The organism is Ilumatobacter nonamiensis YM16-303 (genome assembly GCF_000350145.1).
GTDB lineage: Bacteria > Actinomycetota > Acidimicrobiia > Acidimicrobiales > Ilumatobacteraceae > Ilumatobacter_A > Ilumatobacter_A nonamiensis.
In genome coordinates this window covers 21,223-38,714 of record NZ_BAOL01000023.1, presented here as the reverse complement: position 1 = coordinate 38,714, position 17,492 = coordinate 21,223, and the positions used below count along the sequence as shown (strand labels likewise).

Below are 17,492 nucleotides of genomic sequence, written 5' to 3'. Positions count from 1 at the left end.
CACGGAGCGCGGGAACTGTTCACGAGAACGGGTCAGAGGAGTTGGGTGGGGGTGAGGGCGTAGAGGTCGTCGGCGGGTGAGGTGACCGCAGCGAGGAGGCCGGCCGTCGTGGGCAGGATCTGCTCACCGAAGAACTTCGCGCTGGTGACCTTGGCCTCGAGGAAGGCCGGGTCGAAATCGTCGGCACTCGATGCGGCGATCGCTCCCTTGGCCAGCAGACCGGCACACACCGTGGTGCCGAGCAGGCGGAGGTAGGGACCCGACGCCGCGAGCAGCGAACGCGGATCGGACGGGCCGTGCTCGACGAGGTGGGCGGTGGCGGTCCGAGCGGTGCCGACCGCTTCGGCCAACCGATCGGCGAACGTGGACAAGCCATCGATCGCACCGAGTTCCTCGGCGCGGGACTCGAACTCGTCGAGGAGGTCGGTGATCACCGCTCCCCCGCGCATCGCGAGCTTGCGACCGACGAGGTCCGCAGCCTGGATGCCGTTGGTGCCCTCGTAGATCGCGGCGATGCGAGCGTCCCGGTAGTGCTGAGCCGCGCCGGTCTCCTCGACGTAGCCCATCCCGCCGTGGATCTGGAGCGCGAGCGACGTCATCTCGTTGCACACGTCGGTACAGACCCCCTTCGAGAGCGGGATCATCAGGTCGGCGAGTTCACGCCACCGACGCGCCTCGTCGGAATCGCCGGAGGCCGCTGCCGCATCGGCGCGGTCGAGCGCTGCCGCGTTCGTGTAGGTGAGCGCACGCATCGCGTCGATCCATGCCCGCTGGGTCATCAGCATCCGGCGGACGTCCGGGTGCTCGATGATCGGACTGGAGGTGCCCTTCTCGGCGCCGATCGCCGTTCCCTGATCGCGTTCCTGCGCGTACTCGAGCGACTGCTGGTAGGCGCGATCGGAGATGCAGAGTCCCTGCAGACCGACCGACAGACGCGCGTTGTTCATCATCGTGAACATGTTCTTCATGCCGTCGAGTTCCTCACCGACGAGCCATCCGCTCGCCCCTTCGAACGACATGACGCACGTCGGCGACCCGTGGATTCCGAGCTTGTGCTCGATCGACACGCACGACGCGCCGTTGCGCTCACCCAACGACCCGTCGTCGTTCAACAGGAACTTCGGCACGAGGAACATCGAGATGCCCTTCGTCCCGGGAGGGGAGCCCGGTGTCCGCGCGAGCACGAGGTGCATGATCTGCTCGGCCAGGTCGTGTTCACCGAACGTGATGAAGATCTTCTGCCCGGTGATGCTCCACGACCCGTCGCCGTTGGGCTCGGCCTTGGTCGTGACCGCACCGACATCGGAGCCGGCCTGCGGCTCGGTGAGGTTCATGGTGCCGGTCCACTCCCCGGTCATCATCTTGGGGAGGTAGGTCGCCTTCTGCTCGTCGGAGCCGTGGGCGAGAATCGCGTCGATCGCGCCCTGGGTCAGCAGCGGGCACAACGACAACGCCATGTTCGCCGACGTGAACAGCTCCTGGACGGCGATCGCCGAGATCCAGGGGAAATCCGCACCGCCGAACTCGGCCTCGAACGGCATCGCACCGAAACCCGACGCAACCCACTTGTCGTACGCGGGGGCGAAGCTCGGTGGCGTGACGACGGTTCCGTCGGGTTGCCACTGCGATCCGATGCGATCACCGTCGACGTTCGTCGGGGCGACCTCGTCGGCCATGAAGCGGGCGACCTCGTCGAGCACCGCCGCGAGGCTGTCGGCGTCGACATGGCCGAATTGCTCGGTGGCCAGAATCCCGTCGAGATCGGCGACGTGGGTCATGACGAAGCGGATGTCGTCCGTCGGAGGCGTGTACGTGCTCATGGCATCGATGCTACGGAGCCTCGGGCCTCGCGACCACGGACACGAACGACGACGACGGACGACCACCACCCACGACGGAGCACATCGTCGGAACGCCGGGACCGGATCGACGGTAGACCTGGGGCATGAGCACCGTCGACGTCCACTCCACGATGCGTTACGAGGTTCACGAACCGACCTCGTTCGCATTCTCCGTCACGGCGGCACGCACCGATCACCAATTCGTGACCGCCGAGGAGATCGTGATCACCCCCGATGTGGCGGCATCGAACGTTCCTTTCGGGTCCGGTACCCACCAGTTGCTCCGATTCGACGCCGAGCCCGGCGAACTCGAGATCACGTATCGAGCATCGGTCAGCCTCGAGGGCGACGACGCCCGAGCAACCGATCTCGACGAGGTCGACTTCGGACAGATTCCGGGACCGGTCCTGCCGTACCTGAATCCCAGTCGCTACTGCGAATCCGACTTGTTCATCGACCTCGCTTCACGCCTGTTCGGTGACCTCGACCGGGGACACGGTCGGGTGCAGGCCGTCGCAGACTGGGTCGAGGACAACCTGGTGTACGAGCCCGGGGTGACCGACGGGTCGAGCGGTACCTCGGACGTTCTGCAACAACGCGCCGGCGTGTGTCGCGACTTCGCCCACGTGTCGATCTCGCTGTGCCGTGCGCTCGGGATCCCGGCGCGCTACGTGTCGGGCTACGGCGTCGGTGTCGAGCCACAGGACTTCCACGGCTTCTTCGAGGCGTACCTGGGCGACGACTGGTATCTGTTCGACCCGACCGGAATGTCGCCCATCAACGGGCTGGCGAGGATCGGCTTCGGACGTGACGCCGCGGACACTCCGTTCGCGACGTTCGTCGGAGAAGCCGAGTTGCTCGACAAGACCGTCAGCGTCGAGCTGGACGGCGACGCCGGCGACGAACCCGACGCCACCTCGACCGCCTGAGCGCTACGTGACGGATCCCACGGTGACGTCGCGCTAGATGACGGCGTGTTCGACGATGGGTTCGTTGCGCTCGATGCGGCCGTAGCCGAACGGCGAGAGGTCGATCGTGCGGTACTCGCCGTAGGTGATCAGCTCACTGATCGCACGGCCCACCGCGGGTCCCTGCTGCAGTCCGTGACCGGAGAATCCGTTGGCGAACACCAGATTCTCGACCGCACTGCTCGGGCCGACGATCAGGTTGTGGTCGAGCGTGTTGTAGTCGTACTGCCCGCCCCATGACGTGACCAGACCGATCTGATCGAACTGCGGCACGAACCGGGCGACGGCGGGCCAGATCAGGTCCTCGAACTCGTCGTGGCGGACGTCGAGGTCGTCGTAGTCGACGGCCACGTCGTGCTCGGGAACGGCGCCGGTCATGTAGTGGTTCTGCTCACGCCGGAAGTGGACGCCGACCGGTGTGATCGTCAGTGGCACGATCCCCTCGATCGGCGTGCGACAGTCGAACACGAAACTGGTGCGCGCCCGCGGCTCGATCGGCAGCTCGACGCCGGCCATCGCTGCGACCTGCTTCGCCCGACACCCCGAGGTGTTGACCGCGTGTCCGCACGCAACGGACCGTCCCGACTCCAGTCGGATCTGCGTGACGCGGCCCGCCTCGACATCGAGATCGACCACCCGATCCTTCACGTACGTCGCGCCGTTGTGGATCGCACGTCGACGTAGCCCCTGGAACAGCGCCCACCCGTCGAACGAGCCCTCGCGCATCCCGCCGAGACGAGCACCCGCCAGCTGGTCGGCGTCCATGTACGGGAACCGCTGCGCGACATCGCCCGGACGCAGCATCTCGACGTCGGCCCCCGCCGACAGCTGCGCCTCCGACTCCCGTTCGAGCGTTTCGTACAACTCCTCGGTGTCGGCGAGGAACAGGTACCCGGTGCCCCGGAAGTTGATCTCGGGCGAGTCGCCGTCGACCTGGACGTGCTCGTGGAAGTCGGCGATGAAGTCGACCCCGAAGGAACTGAGCCGGATGTTCAGTTCGTTCGTGAACTGCTCACGGATGCTGTTCTGCGCCCGCGTGGTCGCGGCCCGGTCGTACGTCCAGTCGGGCTCGACAACCAGCACCGAGCCGTCGAAGTCGGGGTTCTCGGTGAGGAAGTACGCCGTCGAACTGCCCATCATGGCGCCGCCGATGCAGACGACGTCGTAGGAGGAGTCGAGGTCGGTCACCGCACCATCCGGATCACGTGACGTAGCCCTGGATCCGGTCCTGCTCGGCGTCGTCCGGGTCACGGTCCGCCGGGTCCCCGAATCCACCACCACCCGGGAGTTCGAGCACGAGCCGACGCTCCTCCGGCACGACCTGACGACCCTTGCCGGCGAACGGGGTCCCATCATCGAGGTACACCGCGCCGGGTGCGCCGTCCCCTCCACCGGCGCGTCCTCGTGCGGGATGGTCGATCCGGTCGAACATCGCGGAGAAGTCGAACCGGTACCCCTCGGTCGGGCCGAGTTCGATCACCTGGCCGAGTCCGCCGCGCTGCGCGCCGACACCGCCACTGTCGGGCCGGATCTCCTTGCGCCAGATGACGATCGGACCCACCTGCTCGGTGGCTTCGACCGACATCGTCCGGACGCCGGAGGGGAACGCCGTCGAGGTGAGTCCGTCGAGCGTCGGACGGGCTCCCGTACCTCCGCTGTTGAACATCAGGATCTCGACCGGTGGGCGTGGGTCCATCGGGTCGGAGGACCGCGCACTCGCCTGGAAGTTCCACAGCGCCCCTGAGCCCTCGGCGGGGATCCGCTCGGGGATCGCCTGGGCGACCGCACCGAGACACAGATCGGTGACGAAGTGGCCGAGCACGTGGCGGACGGCCACGGGATCGGGGTGCTTCGCGTTGAGGATCACGCCATCGGGGGCGCTCACCGTGAAGGTCGCCAACGAGGCGTAGTTGTTCGGCAACTCCGGGGCGAGCGCGACGAGCATCCCGTACGTGAAGTACGCGTGCGCGTAGCCGAGCGGGACGTTGATCCCCAGCGGACACACCGGCGACGTCCCAGTGAAGTCGGCGTGCATGCCGTCCTCCGTGACCGTGATTTCGACCGCGAGCGTGACCGGCTCGCCGTACCCGTCGACGACCATCTCGTTGCGGTAGACGCCCGGCTCGACCGTGGCGATCGCCTGTTGCATCGCGGCGTCGGTCCGATCGAACACGAAGGTCGCCAGGTCGCGCAGGCCATCGATCGCGAACTCGTCGAGCATGTCGAGCAACCGACGACGGCCGGTCTCGTTCGACGCGGCGAGGCCGTGGATGTCACCGAGTACCTGGTCGGATTCGCGGACGTTGACCCGGACGATCCCGACGAGGTCGCTGTTGAGCGTGCCCCGGTCGACCCACTTCATGATCGGGATGTTGATCCCTTCCTCGTACACCTCCTTGCCGTCGGGTCCGTAACCGCGCCCACCGATGTCGACGACGTGTGCAGTCGAGGCGAAGAAGCCGATCAGCGTCTCGGTCTCCTGCCCGTCGTCACCGGCGATCGGTCGGAACACAGGAGTGCACACCGTGATGTCGTGGAGGTGGCCGGTCCCCTTCCACGGATCGTTCGTGATGTACACATCGCCGGGGAAGATCCGCTCGGGGCCGATGTCGTTGATGAAGTGCGGAACCGCGGCGGCCATCGTGTTGACGTGGCCGGGGGTCCCCGTCACCGCCTGCGCGATCATCCGCCCGTCGGGATCGAACACGCCGGCCGACAGGTCGCCGGCCTCGCGTACCGACGTGCTGAAGGCCGTCCGCACGAGCGCGAGCGCCTGTTCCTCGACGACCGAGATCAGTCGGTTCCACATCACCTGGTTGTGGAGCGTGCGCGCCGTCTCGGTCGTGTCGATGGTCTGCGTCATGACGACACCTCCGTGCGTCGGGTGATGAAGAGCGTGCGATCGGGTTGCATCGTGCAGCGGTGGTGCGACGCGAGAACGGTCGTCGTCTGCTGTTCGGCGATGATCGCCGGGCCGTCGATCGTCACTCCCGGCTCGAGCGACGTGCGCTCGAACAGCCCCGTCGGCACGACGTCGCCGGTCACCGGGTCGTAGGCATCGCGATGCCCACCCGGCTCGAGCATCTCACCGACCGTCGAAGCGAGCGACACTCGATCGCGCGGTGGAAGGACCGACGAAACCCGCACCGACCAACTCACCGTCTCGATCGCGAGATCGTCGATCGCCCGACCGAAGAACTCCTCGTAGGCCTTGGTGAACTTCGCCGACAACAGCTCGGCGGCGAAGTCGTCGAACGACGAGTCCGCGTCGAGCATCACCGGGATCTCCCAGCCCTGCCCGGCGTAGCGCATCGACACCTGACGCTCGACGGTGACCTCGGTGTCGGTGCCCTGTCGGACGAACGCCATCGCCTCGTCGGTGAGCTCGCTCAACACCCGGTTCGATCCGACGACGTCGAAGTCGTTGGTCGAGGTGTAGAAGCTGCGCACCGCCTCGTACGAGAACGGAGCCACCAGGAACCCGATCGCGGAGCCGACGCCCGCTCCCGGCGGAACGATCAGCTCGTCGAGACCCAGCTTGTCCATCAACCGTGCGGCGTGGAGCGGTGCACCTCCGCCGAACGCGATCATCGTGTAGCCGCCGAGGTTCTTGCCGTTCTCGACCGCGTGGGCACGGGCTGCGTTGGCCATGTTCTCGTCGACGACCTCGGCCACGCCGACGGCAGCCGTCATCGCGTCGAGACCCAACCGTTCGCCGACGCTGCGCACGAGCGCCTCCGTTGCGAGTTGCGGCGACAGGTCGATGTCCGTTGCTCCGAAGGTGTCCGGATGCAGCCGTCCCAGTTGCAGGTTCGCATCGGTCACCGTCGCGTCTTCGCCGCCGAGCGAGTAGGCGGCCGGTCCGGGTTCGGATCCGGCGCTGTGCGGACCGATCCGGATCTGATCGAGTGTGTCGACGTGCGCGATCGATCCACCACCGGCACCGATCTCGATCATGTCGATGACGGGAATCGAGATCGGCATCCCACTCCCCTTCTTGAATCGCGCCGTGCGATCGACCTCGAACGTCTTGGCCGTCGCCGGTCGCGAGTCGTCGATGAGGCTGATCTTCGCCGTCGTGCCGCCCATGTCGAACGAGAACACCCGGTCGCGTCCGTAGCGCTCGGCGAGGTCTGCGGCGAAGATCGCTCCACCGGCGGGACCCGACTCGACCAACCGGACCGGGAACGCGGCCGCGCTGTCGACACTCATCAATCCGCCACCCGAGTGCACGAGGTAGAGAGGCGCGACGACACCGCGTTCCTGGAGTTGGTCGCGCAGCCGAACGAGGTACGTCGCCATCAGCGGCTGGACATAGGCGTTCGCGCACACCGTGTTGAAGCGCTCGTACTCGCGCATCTGCGGCGAGACCTCGCAGCTGATCGACACCGACATGTCGGGCAACGCCTCGAGCAGCAGGTCACGAAACCGACGCTCGTTCGTGCCGTCCACGTAGCTGTGGAGGAAGCCGACGGCGACCGACTCGTATCCCTCGCCCGCGATCCGTTCGATCAGCGCGGCCGCGCCCTGCTCGTCGAACGGGATCAACTCGTCACCGCGAGCGCCACGACGCTCGCTCAGCGTGTGCCGGTGGCGCCGTTCGATCAGCGGCTTCGGCAACACGATGTTCAGGTCGTACTGCTCGAACCGGCTCTCGGTGCGCGTCTCGATGACGTCGCGGAAACCTTCGGTCGTGACCAGCGCGGTGTGGGCGCCGCGACGCTCGATGAGCGCGTTGGTCGCCAGCGTTGTCCCGTGGATGAACTGCTCGACGTCGGCGAGAGCGACCGACTCCGCGGCGGCCAGACTCTCCAGCCCGTCGAGGATCGCGCGCTCCGGGGCGTCGTGTGTCGTGAGCACCTTCGTCGATGCGTACGTGCCGTCCGGGCGCTCGAGCACGATGTCGGTGAACGTGCCACCGACATCAGCCCCGATCCGGACGGATCCGCTGGTGGGCGGGGTCGAGGAGTTCGTCATCTACAGGTCCTCCAATCGAGGGAAGTCGCCGGGCGGCATGATGTCGACCGTCGCAGAGCGCTGTTGGGCGAGCATCCCGCCGTCGACCTTGATGACGTCGCCGGTGATGTACGAGGCGTCGTCGGATGCGAGGAACAGCGCTGCTCCGGTCATGTCGTGTGGTTCACCGATCCGGCCGAGCGGAACGTTCTCGCCGCGCAGCGTTCGCTGCTCGACGTCGAGCCCCGACGTGTCGATCGAACCCGGCATCAGCGCGTTGACCCGGATCGAGTACGGGCCGAGGTCGAGCGCCATCGCCCGGGTGAGCGCTTCGATTCCACCCTTGGTCGCGTCATAGGCCGTGAACGCTCGATGGGCACGGGTCGCACCACCCGAACTCATGTTGATGATGCTGCCGCCGCCGGCCTTCGCCATGATGCGGGCTGCCCGGTGCGAGCAGAGGAAATGGCCCGTGAGGTTGACGTCGATGATCTTGCGCCACCACGCCTCGTCGGCTTCGAAGAAGTGCAGCATCGGCGACACGAGCCCGGCGTTGTTGACCAGCACGTCGACCGTGTCGTGGCGGTCGACCACGTCGTCGAACATCGCGGCGACCTGTTCACCGTTCGAGACGTCGGCAACGGAGGCCGATGCCGTTCCGCCGTCGTCGACGATCCCCTGCGCGACGTCGAGCGCGGTCGCGGCGTCGACGTCGTTGACGACGACGATCGCTCCCTGACCGGCGAATCGTCGCGCGATCGACCGGCCGATCCCGCCACCGGCACCGGTGACGACCACGACCTTGTCGCGCAACGACGGGTAGACGGTGGGAACGGACTCAGACATCGGCGACGTCCTCCTTCAGTCGATCGATCGCGCTTTCGTTTCGCCGGTAGTAGACGTACCCGGCGCGGGGTGTGGCAATCACCAGGCCGGCGTCGAGCAGCACCTTCATGTGTCGCGACGCCGCAGGCTGGCTCACCCCGAGCTTGTCGGTGATGTACATGTTGCACGCCCCGTGCTCGATCGGGTCGCCGTGTTCCTGGGGCGGAAAATGACCGACCGGGTCCTTGAGCCACTCGAGGATCTGGAGTCGCCGCGCACTGGCCAGCGCCTTGAGCGCTCGCTCCAGTGCCGGATCGGTCATCGTTGCAAGCTGCATATCTCTATAACTAACTCGTTATTCAGGTGCACGTCAACCCCCTGGCCGATTCCGGCGAGCCAACCCACACGGTGCCGGGAGTTCGCTCACCGCCCGATGGCCCCGTGGAGTCGACGACTGGACCGCGGCCGGCCCGGGTACCGTCGACACGTGGGACGACGACGGACATCGGACGATCGCACGCCGCGTCGCGCGGGGACTGCTTCGGTCGTGCGTGCCACGCTCGCCCAGCAACTGATCGGGAGTGTTGACCGTGCCACGGCGACCCGCTGGGAAGCCGCTCAGGAACGCGCCGACCGACTCGAAGGCACCCGGGACGAGCGGGTCGCCGCCGTCACCAAGAGCATCCGACGCGAGGTCGCGCTCGCCGGCGCCGCGTCGGGCGGAACCGCCGCGGTCCCGGGAGTCGGACTCGGCACGGCGTCAGCCGCGTTCGCCGTGGAACTCGCGTGGACGACCGTGCGGTTGTGCGACCTGATCATGACCATCGCCGTGATCCACGGACACGGACGGGCCGGACTGGAGGAACGGCGGATGTGGATCCTGTCGATCCTCACCTATCGCGACGGTGCGGCGGGAATCCTCGCCGGGTTCGTCGCCGAACTCGCCGAGACCTCGGGACGCAACGGTGTCCGCCGGATCTCGGAGCGGACGATGCAACGCATCAACGCGACGGTCGGGCGGGTCGTCGTCGGCAAGTACGGCAAACGCGCCGGGGTCGCCGCGGTGGGTCGGGCCGTGCCGTTCGGAGTCGGTGCCGCCCTCGGATACGGGATCAACAGCCGGGCGGTGTCGACCGTGAGCGGCCACGCCCATTCGTTCTTCTCCGAGTTCCCGATCGCGCTCGAAGCGATCGACGTCGAACCCCGCTGACGGTTCACCAGTATTCTTCGTAGTGGATGTTGCCGGGGGTGTTGCGGCGGTCGAGGGTGAACCCCTGTTGCACCAGCAGCTCCACGACGCCGGTCGTCTCGGGGAACACCTCGTGTCCGTCGACTTCCTCCGGGAGCCCGATCATCGCCGGGTTTCCGCACAGGAACACGTGCGTCGACGACGGTGACAAGGTGACGCCCAGCTCGGCGAAGTCGTCGTCGCGCAGCAGGTCCTGGAGGTACCGCTTCGGGATCCCGGGCTCGCGCGTCGGCATCGGGACGTAGTGGTAGTTCGAGTATCGGAACTCGAGTTCGCGGTGCTTGTCCGCATACCCGAGGTCCGCCGACTTGCGTACCGTGACCGCGGAGATGATCGGTCCGGTGTGGCCTTTGCGGAGCAGGTCGATGACCATGCCGTTGTGCGGCGCCTCGCCGGTACCGGTCGAGAAGAACACGATCTCCGACCTCGGATCGATGACCGAGTTGAGGGTGTACCGGCCCGCCACCTTCGGTCCGAGATAGATCCGATCGCCGGCGCGCTTCAACGCCAGACGCGGGGTGAGCGCCGGCGTGTTGTCGGGCGTGGGCGCGACAAGCACGATGTAGAACTCGAGTTCGTCGAGCCCGTTCTCGTCCGTCAGGTACCCGTGATCGTCGAACATCCGCGACGAGATCGAATACGAGCGACGGATCAGCTTGTCCCACCGTCGATCGGCTTCGGGGTCGGGAGCGTCGTCGATGCGTTCCTCCCAGTAGCCGAGCCCGAGCGACGCGTACTGTCCGGGCAGATACGACGTGTCGCCCTGGTCGGGCTTCACCCGCAGTACCCACAGATCGGAGTGCGTCGGCTCGAAGTGGGTGATCGTCGCGTTGTAGTGCTCCTCACGCAGTTCCTCGATCGCCCCGACGTGCTGCGTCCGCCGCTCCAGCGGTGACAACGGTGTCACGAGCTCGACCTCGGGGAACAGTGCCTCCGCCATGGCGATCCCGACCTGCCATCCGGGCGCGGTCGTCACCGGGCGCCCCTCGCCGGGATCGCCGAGGAACCACACCTTCCCGGAGTCGAGGGCTGCGGGAGTGACGCCAACGTCGTCCGGTTCGAACGCTTGCCGCGGTGCGGCGAACACGACGTGGTCGAACTGCAGATCGGGTGTCCGACGGTCGCCGAACTCGACCATCGGGAACTCGCCGGCGAAGGTGATGTGTCGTGGCGTGGATCGGTACAGCAGCGTCGCCTGTCGACCCTGCTCCAGCGTCCGCAACGCACGCGCGGCAGCCGGCGACAACAGCGTCGGGTCCATCCCTGCGGCGGCGAGTACGACTCGGCTCCCGCCATCGACGAACTGGGCGGTCAGCTCCACCGCGTGATCCGACAAGCCGACCACGAGCACGTCTTGATCCGCGACCGATGCCAGTGAGTCGAGGTGCACCCGCGGGCTGTCCGGAATCGCAAGCGGTGGCGTCCACGACGGATCGGCCCGACGGTCCGCCACCAACACACCGCGAGTCCGGTAGCTCAGGCGATTGGTGGTGACGACGACGTCGTCACCGACCAGGTCGATCGACTCCACGGTCTCACCGAAACCGACGTCGAGTTGGTTCGGACCGATGAGGTCCGGCAGCGCGACCCGTGACGACGATTCGATGATCCGCACGCGCTGGAGCCCGGACCGCAACGATGAGACCGCCGTGGAGAGCCCACCGGCCGATCCGCCCACGATCACCATGTCGTAGAGCTGCGTGGGGATCGATCCGTCCGAGGAGTCCATCGGGGGCACGATAGTTTTTCGCCACGCCACATCCCGAGTGCAGAACGCGGCACTCGTTGGTTCCAATCGGTCGCCGTCGGGGTATGTCGACCTCCATGGCCGGATCGATCGACGACAACCACGACTTCACGCTCGCGATCCTGGGCGGCGGTTCAGCGTCCGAAGCCCTGATTCGCGAACTCGACAACGGAAGCCAGCGCATCGTCGTGTTCGAGCCGAACCTCATGGGCGGCGAGTGCCCGTTCGTCGCGTGCATCCCGTCGAAGGCGATGCTCCACGACCGTGCGGTCGGACGGGAGTGGCCGGACGCCGTGCGACGACGGGACGACCTCGTGTCCCACCTGGACGACGGAGCACACGCCGAAGCGTCTCGCGACCGCGGGGCGACGATCGTGCGCGCACGCGCCGAGCTCACCGCGCCCGGAGTCGTGCGCGCCGCCGGCACGACGTATCACGTCGACCACATCGTCGTCGCGACCGGCGCCGAATCGGACATCCCCGAGATCGACGGCCTCGACGCAGACCACGCGCGGGTGTGGACCAGCGACGACGCGCTGACCAACTCGGACCAGCTGTCATCGATGATCGTCATCGGTGGCGGCGTGATCGGGAGTGAACTCGCCTTCATCTACTCCGGGTTCGGGACGGAGGTGAAGACGCTCGAATCCATGAGTCGCCGGGCCCCCGACCTCCATCCGCGCGTGTCCGAACTGGTCGAGCAGACGCTCGGGGATGCCGGAGTGGGCGTCGTGAACGATGCCGACGTCGAGCGCGTCGAACTTCGTGACGACGGCGTCACCGTCCGGCTGGGGGACGGATCCGCGCACGACGCCGACGTGCTCCTCGTCGCCGTCGGGCGCACACCGCGGTGGCACGGCATCGGTCTCGAGAATCTGGGCCTCGACCCGGACGACATCACCGTCGACCCGCGAGGGCGACTCGTGTCGGACCGCGACCACGATGTCTGGTTCATGGGCGATGCGGCCGGACAGGACCAGTACACCCACGTGGCGAACCATCATGCTGCGGTGGTCGCAGATCACCTGAGCGGATCGGCCACCCGTCGCTACGACGACGTCGTCGTGCCCGCCTGCATGTTCACCGAGCCACCGATGATCGTGGTCGGACCGACGTGGGCGGATCTCGACGGCGACGATGACGTGGTGTGGGCCGAGATCGAGCTCGACACGGCGCGCTCGGCGACCGATCGACTCGGACCCGGTTTCCTCGCCGTGGCGGCCCGTCGATCGACCGAACACGTCATTGCGGCCCACGGCATCGGCGCGCGCTTCGACGAGCTGACCCATGCGCTCGTCGTCGCGATCGACGGCGAGGTTCCGATCAGGCGACTCGCGCGGTCACTTCAACCGTTCCCGACCGTCGGTGAGATCCTCGGAGAGGCCTTCACCGAACTCGAGCGACGGCTCAGCTCGTGACGAGCGCGGCGACGCGCTGCTTGTCGAAGTCTGCGAGTTCACTCGCATCCACGGCCTGCAGGATCTGACCGATCACCTCGTCGATCGGCTCGGTGGGCCCCGGCAGCCCGCGCCGCTCGACCTCGGCGCGCAGCGTCTGGAGAGTTCGGATCATCGTGGAGGCAACACCCGGGTCCTGTGCGCCGTAGATGCGGACCGGGTCGAATGCCGCATGGAGGTAGTCGGCGTGGTCGAGGTCGCGACGGACCACCGTGCGGCCCTTCATCTCCTGCATCGTCGGCGCCACCGGCCGCTCCCACAGCTTCAACATCGTGACCCCCAGGTGGGCGACGAGGTCGCTCGCGGTGTTGGGGTCGTTCACCCCCGGAGACAGGGCGCGCAGCGCGATGTCGACCATCTGCACGATGCCGAATCCGACGTCCTGCTGCATCGTCCGCTCGGTGCCGACCGCAATCGCACGACCGACGGACTCTTCGCTCATCTGCGGCTCCATCGGGACCGGCCACACCCACGCGATGGGGGCGTCCGGGAAGGCGAACGCGCCCACCGACAGCGGCAGGTACAGCGTCGAGCCTTCCGGGATACCGACCAGAGCCGTGTCGACGTCGATCTGTTGAACCCATCCCGAGCTGTCGATGAGGACGGGATGAGCGCCCGACGGCGGTGCCGACTCGGTCCCGTCCTGATGTCCGCCCGGGCGTCCGCCGGCCGGGTCCTCGATCGGCATCAACCGCTCCCTGCGTTCGATGGTCGCCACCGTTTCGTCGAGGATGTTCGACGCGACCGAACCGATTCGCAGCCGGTTGGTCAACTGGTCGACCGAGCGGACGACGGCGATCAACGAGCCGATGCCGAGTACCAGGGCGACCAGCACCGAGATGTTGGGAGTGAGTGGGTCGCCGTCCGTGACCGTACGGGTCTGACGCAACACCAGCAGGCAGTACACCGTCGTCCCCAAGACGAAGCCGATCGCACCCTGCTGGGTGCGGTCGCCGATCCAGTTCCGCACCGTGCGCGGAGAGAACTGAGAGCTCGCCAGCTGAACCGCGACGAGCATCATCGACAACAGGAGCGTGATGGCGGTGATCAGGCCGCCCGCGATCGCGGTGAGGATCGACCGCGCGCTCTCGACGGTCGTCGACAGCACCTGCGGAATCGAGTCGTCGTCGACCGTTCGGTCGATCCAGAGGGTGATCTGGGCGAGCACGATCCCACCGATCACGAACGCCACGGGCACGACCAGCAGACGGTGCCGGAGTTCGTCGATCAGCTGTCGGATGCGCACCCTCACCGGTTGGAGTCTGCCCGGTCCGCCACCTCCGATGCGACCACCACGTGCCCAGCCGCGTCGCAGCCGGTGCGACTATGGTCGGCCGACGCACCCGATCGTCCCCGAAAGGACCCGAGCCGTATGAGTGACGAGAGCAACCAGCGCGTTCCCCTGATGCCCGCCGGATGGTACGACGATCCGACTCCCGCTGGTGAGGCTCGCTACTGGGACGGTTTCGGATGGACGACGTCGATCAGCACCAACGGTGTCACGTCGACCGCGGCAATCGAGCCCGCACTCGTCGGGGTCCCTCCGGTGCGCGGCAGCGAGTTCCGCGCACATCGCCGAGTGACCGCACCCATCCCGCCGACGCCGCCACCGGTGACGATGACGCAGTCGGCGCCACGTTCACCGGTCGGTGCGATCCTCGCGGCGGTCATTGCGCTGGTCGTGATCGTCGCGCTCGTCGTGTTGCTCACCCGGGACGACGAGGGCGACACCCCGCCCCCGAACACCGACGTCCCGGCAACCGCGCCGGCCGCGCCGGCCACTGAAGCTCCGGCGGCCGAGGCAGATCCGGCGCCGAGCGGAGGCTGAGACGCCGGGGGCGGACAGGCGCTCCCGTCAGTCGGTCGAGGTGGCGTCGGCCTCGATCGCCTCGGTGTCGACCGCGAGTTCCTTCTTCTGGAGCTTGTCGGCCTGCTTCATCGCCGCTTCGATCCGTGCACCGGTGTCCTGGACGCCGACCACGATCAACGCCGCGCTCCCCTCGTCGAGTTGCTCGCCGAGTTCTTTCAGGTCGTGGCGACTCATCCCGGCCACCGTGTGCCCCGCCACCGCTCCGAGCAACGCTCCGCTCGCGGTGGTCCCGAGCACCAGCCCGGACCCGATCGCGGCGAACGGGAACAGTGCGACGACCAACCCGGTCGCCAGGCCCACGCCGCCTCCGAGTACTCCGCCGACGCGGGTCGGTGTCTCGTGCTTCTTGACGATCTTCACCTTGCCGTCCTCGCGCCGCTCGATCACCGCCGCGTCGTACGCGTCGAGCAATCCCAGCTCGGTGTGCAGCGCTTTGACGGCGTCGTAGTCGGAACGAGCGTCATCGACGCTCCCGTACGAGCCAACGAATGAAACAAAGGTGTCGAGTGCCATCACCCGACAGTACTGCGCGCGAACTTCCGCGCCGTCAGTTCGAGACCGCGGGTTCGTGTTCGCTCCGCGGCAGCACGAACAGCTCCATCGTCTCCCCGTCGAGCGCGACGACGTGGGGTGCAGGTTCGAGTCTCGAACGGGTCTGGAGCGCGTGGGCCGTCGATGCGTCGACGAACGTGTCGCGAGAACCGGCCAACGAGACGATCGCCATCGCGCGTCGCACCGGATCGCCCCATACGGTGAACGTCAGACTTCCACGCTCGAGCACGCCCGTCGCGACCGCGCCCGTGGCCATCCCGATGCTCACATCGAGCTGGGCCTCGTCCGGATCGTCGGTCAGTCGGTCGGCGAGTTCGGCCAGGTCGTCGGCGAAACCGATCGCCTGATCGACACCGTTGTCCTCGTTCTCTGCACCACACACGAACAGGAACCGGTCGGCCGCCGTGCGCACCCGCTCGATGTCGAATTCCTCTGCGTCGGCTTCGGCCTCGGCGCCGAAACGCCGGAGCAGTTCGGCCACTCGTTCTTCCGCCGCCGGGTCACCGTGCGCTTCGACGACCACGGCGATGACCGTCCCCTCGAAGATCGATTCCTGCGTGTCACCGATCTCGCCGGAGCCGTCGACGAGACGCTCGGGCAACACGCTGAGCAGCAGCCGTCGCCGCTGCTCGAACTCCTCGTCCAGTTCGGCCTCCTGGCGACCGAGCTCGACCGCCATCCGCTCGAGTTGGACGGCCAGGTCTCCGAATTCGTTCGAGCCGAGCGGGGGAACCTCCGGGTCGCGTTCCCCGGCCGCGATCGATTCGGCCATGTCGACGACGGGAGGGATCGAACGGGTGAGCCGACTCGCGATCACGTAACCGACCAGTGCGGCGAGGGGGAGCACGATCGCGAGGACGAGTCCGAGCCGCTTCGCGTAGTCCCACAGCGGAGCGCGCAGCTCGTCGGCGGGCTGGTCGGCCACGATGACCCACCGCGCTCCGCCGACCACGACCTGGCGGGCGTAGCTGAACGTGTCCTCGCCGACGTAGTTCGTCGCCTTCCCCTCGAACGTCTCGCCCTCCGCGGCGACCCGGACCGGCTCGGTGTCGACGATCTGCACGCCGACCGGCGAACCGACGAACTCGATGACCCCGGCCACCTCGGGGTCGTCGATCCGGTCGAGATATGCCTGCGGATCCTCGATCCAGAGTCGGCTCTCGCTCTGCAGGATGGATTCCGGGCCGACCGCGTAGGTCTCGCCGTCCCCCATTCCGACGCCTTCCCAGTCGCCACCGGCCGTGGTGATCGCGTTGAGTCCGTCGACCGACAGCCGGATCCCCAACGTCCCGATCGCCTCCGAGCCGTCCTCGACCGCAGCGAGTGCGAAGGCCGCCGGCCGCGCACCACCCGGGATGTACAACTCGAAGTCCGCCAGAACGGAGTCGCCCGCTCGGACCCGTGGGAGTTGGTCCAGCGTCGCGACCGCCAGTGACGAATCATCGAGCGGTCCGTCGTTCAGGTCGGCGCCGAGGTCGACGTACTTGCTGGCGGTGTACACGATGGTTCCGTCGGACGAGATCAGGACGATGTCATCGATCTCGGCCTGGTCGGTGAACTGCGACAGGTAGTCGTCGTACTGATCGAGCACGTCGGCATACGCCGTGTCGTCGACCGGAGCGGCGACTCCTTCGGCGGCAGGAATCGTGTATCGACTCTGGAGGTACCGGGCCGCTCCCGTCGGCTGGATGCGGTTCTCGTCGACCTCCAACCCGATTTCTCTCAGGGGTTCGACCACCCGGTCGGCATAGAACTCGTCGACGACCGCGTCGTCGGCCTCGTCGAGTTGCTCGTCCTCGAGTGCCTCGAACGCCTCGGTGAAGGCACTGAGCGCTTCCGCCATCTCGGGGTCGGTCGCCGTGATCGACGCTCGGTCGAGCACCCGCTCGACCCCGTTCTCGATCGAATCGATCCGACCTTCCGCAACGGCGACCAGCTGATCACGCGAGCCCTCCTCGAGCAGCGCGCGGGATGCGAGGAAATTCACCGCTCCGATGGTCAGCAATGAGACCAGGGCCGTACCGATC

The 17,492-nt window shown here is 67.2% G+C and carries 14 protein-coding genes; 4 read left to right on the top strand and 10 right to left on the bottom strand.

Translation table 11 applies throughout. The features are described 5' to 3' along the window. Positions 1-32: 32 nt before the first annotated feature. Positions 33-1,820: an acyl-CoA dehydrogenase gene (locus tag ON45_RS03530; protein ID WP_040491991.1), complete on the bottom strand. Its 1,788-nt coding sequence runs from the start codon at positions 1,818-1,820 to the stop codon at positions 33-35. 125 nt (positions 1,821-1,945) lie between these two features. Here ON45_RS03530 and ON45_RS03525 point away from each other — a divergent pair, with 125 nt between their 5' ends. Further along, the gene (locus ON45_RS03525; RefSeq protein ID WP_040491990.1) at positions 1,946-2,770 is read left to right on the top strand and encodes a transglutaminase-like domain-containing protein; all 825 of its coding nucleotides are present in this window, start codon (positions 1,946-1,948) and stop codon (positions 2,768-2,770) included. Positions 2,771-2,803: 33 nt separating this feature from the next. Here the strand turns inward: ON45_RS03525 and ON45_RS03520 are convergent, their stop codons facing one another. From ON45_RS03520 to ON45_RS03500, 5 genes are read right to left on the bottom strand one after another with little or no spacing between them, the layout of a single operon-like run. Further along, a complete protein-coding gene (locus ON45_RS03520) occupies positions 2,804-3,997 on the bottom strand; it encodes an NAD(P)/FAD-dependent oxidoreductase (protein WP_040491989.1) in 1,194 nt (397 codons plus the stop codon). A gap of 13 nt (positions 3,998-4,010) precedes the next feature. After that, positions 4,011-5,672 carry a hydantoinase B/oxoprolinase family protein gene (locus ON45_RS03515; RefSeq protein ID WP_051062378.1) on the bottom strand — a complete coding sequence of 554 codons (1,662 nt, stop codon included), beginning with the start codon at positions 5,670-5,672 and terminating at the stop codon, positions 4,011-4,013. Then, positions 5,669-7,786, bottom strand: coding sequence for a hydantoinase/oxoprolinase family protein (locus ON45_RS03510; protein WP_051062377.1), 2,118 nt, complete (start codon positions 7,784-7,786; stop codon positions 5,669-5,671). Before ON45_RS03510 ends, ON45_RS03515 begins: the two co-directional genes overlap by 4 nt. Then, complete coding sequence (locus ON45_RS03505) at positions 7,787-8,611, bottom strand: SDR family NAD(P)-dependent oxidoreductase (RefSeq protein WP_051062376.1); 825 nt, start codon at positions 8,609-8,611, stop codon at positions 7,787-7,789. Further along, a complete protein-coding gene (locus tag ON45_RS03500) occupies positions 8,604-8,912 on the bottom strand; it encodes an ArsR/SmtB family transcription factor (protein WP_040491999.1) in 309 nt (102 codons plus the stop codon). Before ON45_RS03500 ends, ON45_RS03505 begins: the two co-directional genes overlap by 8 nt. A gap of 165 nt (positions 8,913-9,077) precedes the next feature. Here ON45_RS03500 and ON45_RS03495 point away from each other — a divergent pair, with 165 nt between their 5' ends. Then, a complete protein-coding gene (locus tag ON45_RS03495; RefSeq protein ID WP_148288512.1) occupies positions 9,078-9,800 on the top strand; it encodes a hypothetical protein in 723 nt (240 codons plus the stop codon). 4 nt (positions 9,801-9,804) lie between these two features. Here ON45_RS03495 and ON45_RS20980 read toward each other — a convergent pair whose 3' ends face one another. Then, positions 9,805-11,568, bottom strand: coding sequence for a hypothetical protein (locus tag ON45_RS20980; protein WP_051062375.1), 1,764 nt, complete (start codon positions 11,566-11,568; stop codon positions 9,805-9,807). Positions 11,569-11,663: 95 nt separating this feature from the next. On the opposite strand from ON45_RS20980, the gene ON45_RS03485 reads away from it, so the two are divergent. Next, positions 11,664-13,004, top strand: a complete 1,341-nt coding sequence (locus tag ON45_RS03485; protein ID WP_158412175.1) for a dihydrolipoyl dehydrogenase family protein — start codon at positions 11,664-11,666, stop codon at positions 13,002-13,004. On the opposite strand, the gene ON45_RS03480 is transcribed toward ON45_RS03485, so the two are convergent. After that, on the bottom strand, positions 12,994-14,295 hold the full coding sequence (locus ON45_RS03480) for a DUF2254 domain-containing protein (protein WP_158412173.1): 1,302 nt from the start codon (positions 14,293-14,295) through the stop codon (positions 12,994-12,996). The genes ON45_RS03485 and ON45_RS03480 overlap by 11 nt on opposite strands. A 120-nt stretch (positions 14,296-14,415) precedes the next feature. On the opposite strand from ON45_RS03480, the gene ON45_RS03475 reads away from it, so the two are divergent. After that, on the top strand, positions 14,416-14,871 hold the full coding sequence (locus ON45_RS03475; RefSeq protein WP_040491985.1) for a DUF2510 domain-containing protein: 456 nt from the start codon (positions 14,416-14,418) through the stop codon (positions 14,869-14,871). Positions 14,872-14,898: 27 nt separating this feature from the next. On the opposite strand, the gene ON45_RS03470 is transcribed toward ON45_RS03475, so the two are convergent. Together ON45_RS03470 and ON45_RS03465 are read right to left on the bottom strand one after the other, a co-directional pair. Then, the gene (locus tag ON45_RS03470) at positions 14,899-15,426 is read right to left on the bottom strand and encodes a DUF1269 domain-containing protein (RefSeq protein WP_040491984.1); all 528 of its coding nucleotides are present in this window, start codon (positions 15,424-15,426) and stop codon (positions 14,899-14,901) included. 34 nt (positions 15,427-15,460) lie between these two features. Next, positions 15,461-17,452, bottom strand: coding sequence for an adenylate/guanylate cyclase domain-containing protein (locus ON45_RS03465; protein ID WP_148288511.1), 1,992 nt, complete (start codon positions 17,450-17,452; stop codon positions 15,461-15,463). Between the last annotated feature and the right edge of the window lie 40 nt (positions 17,453-17,492).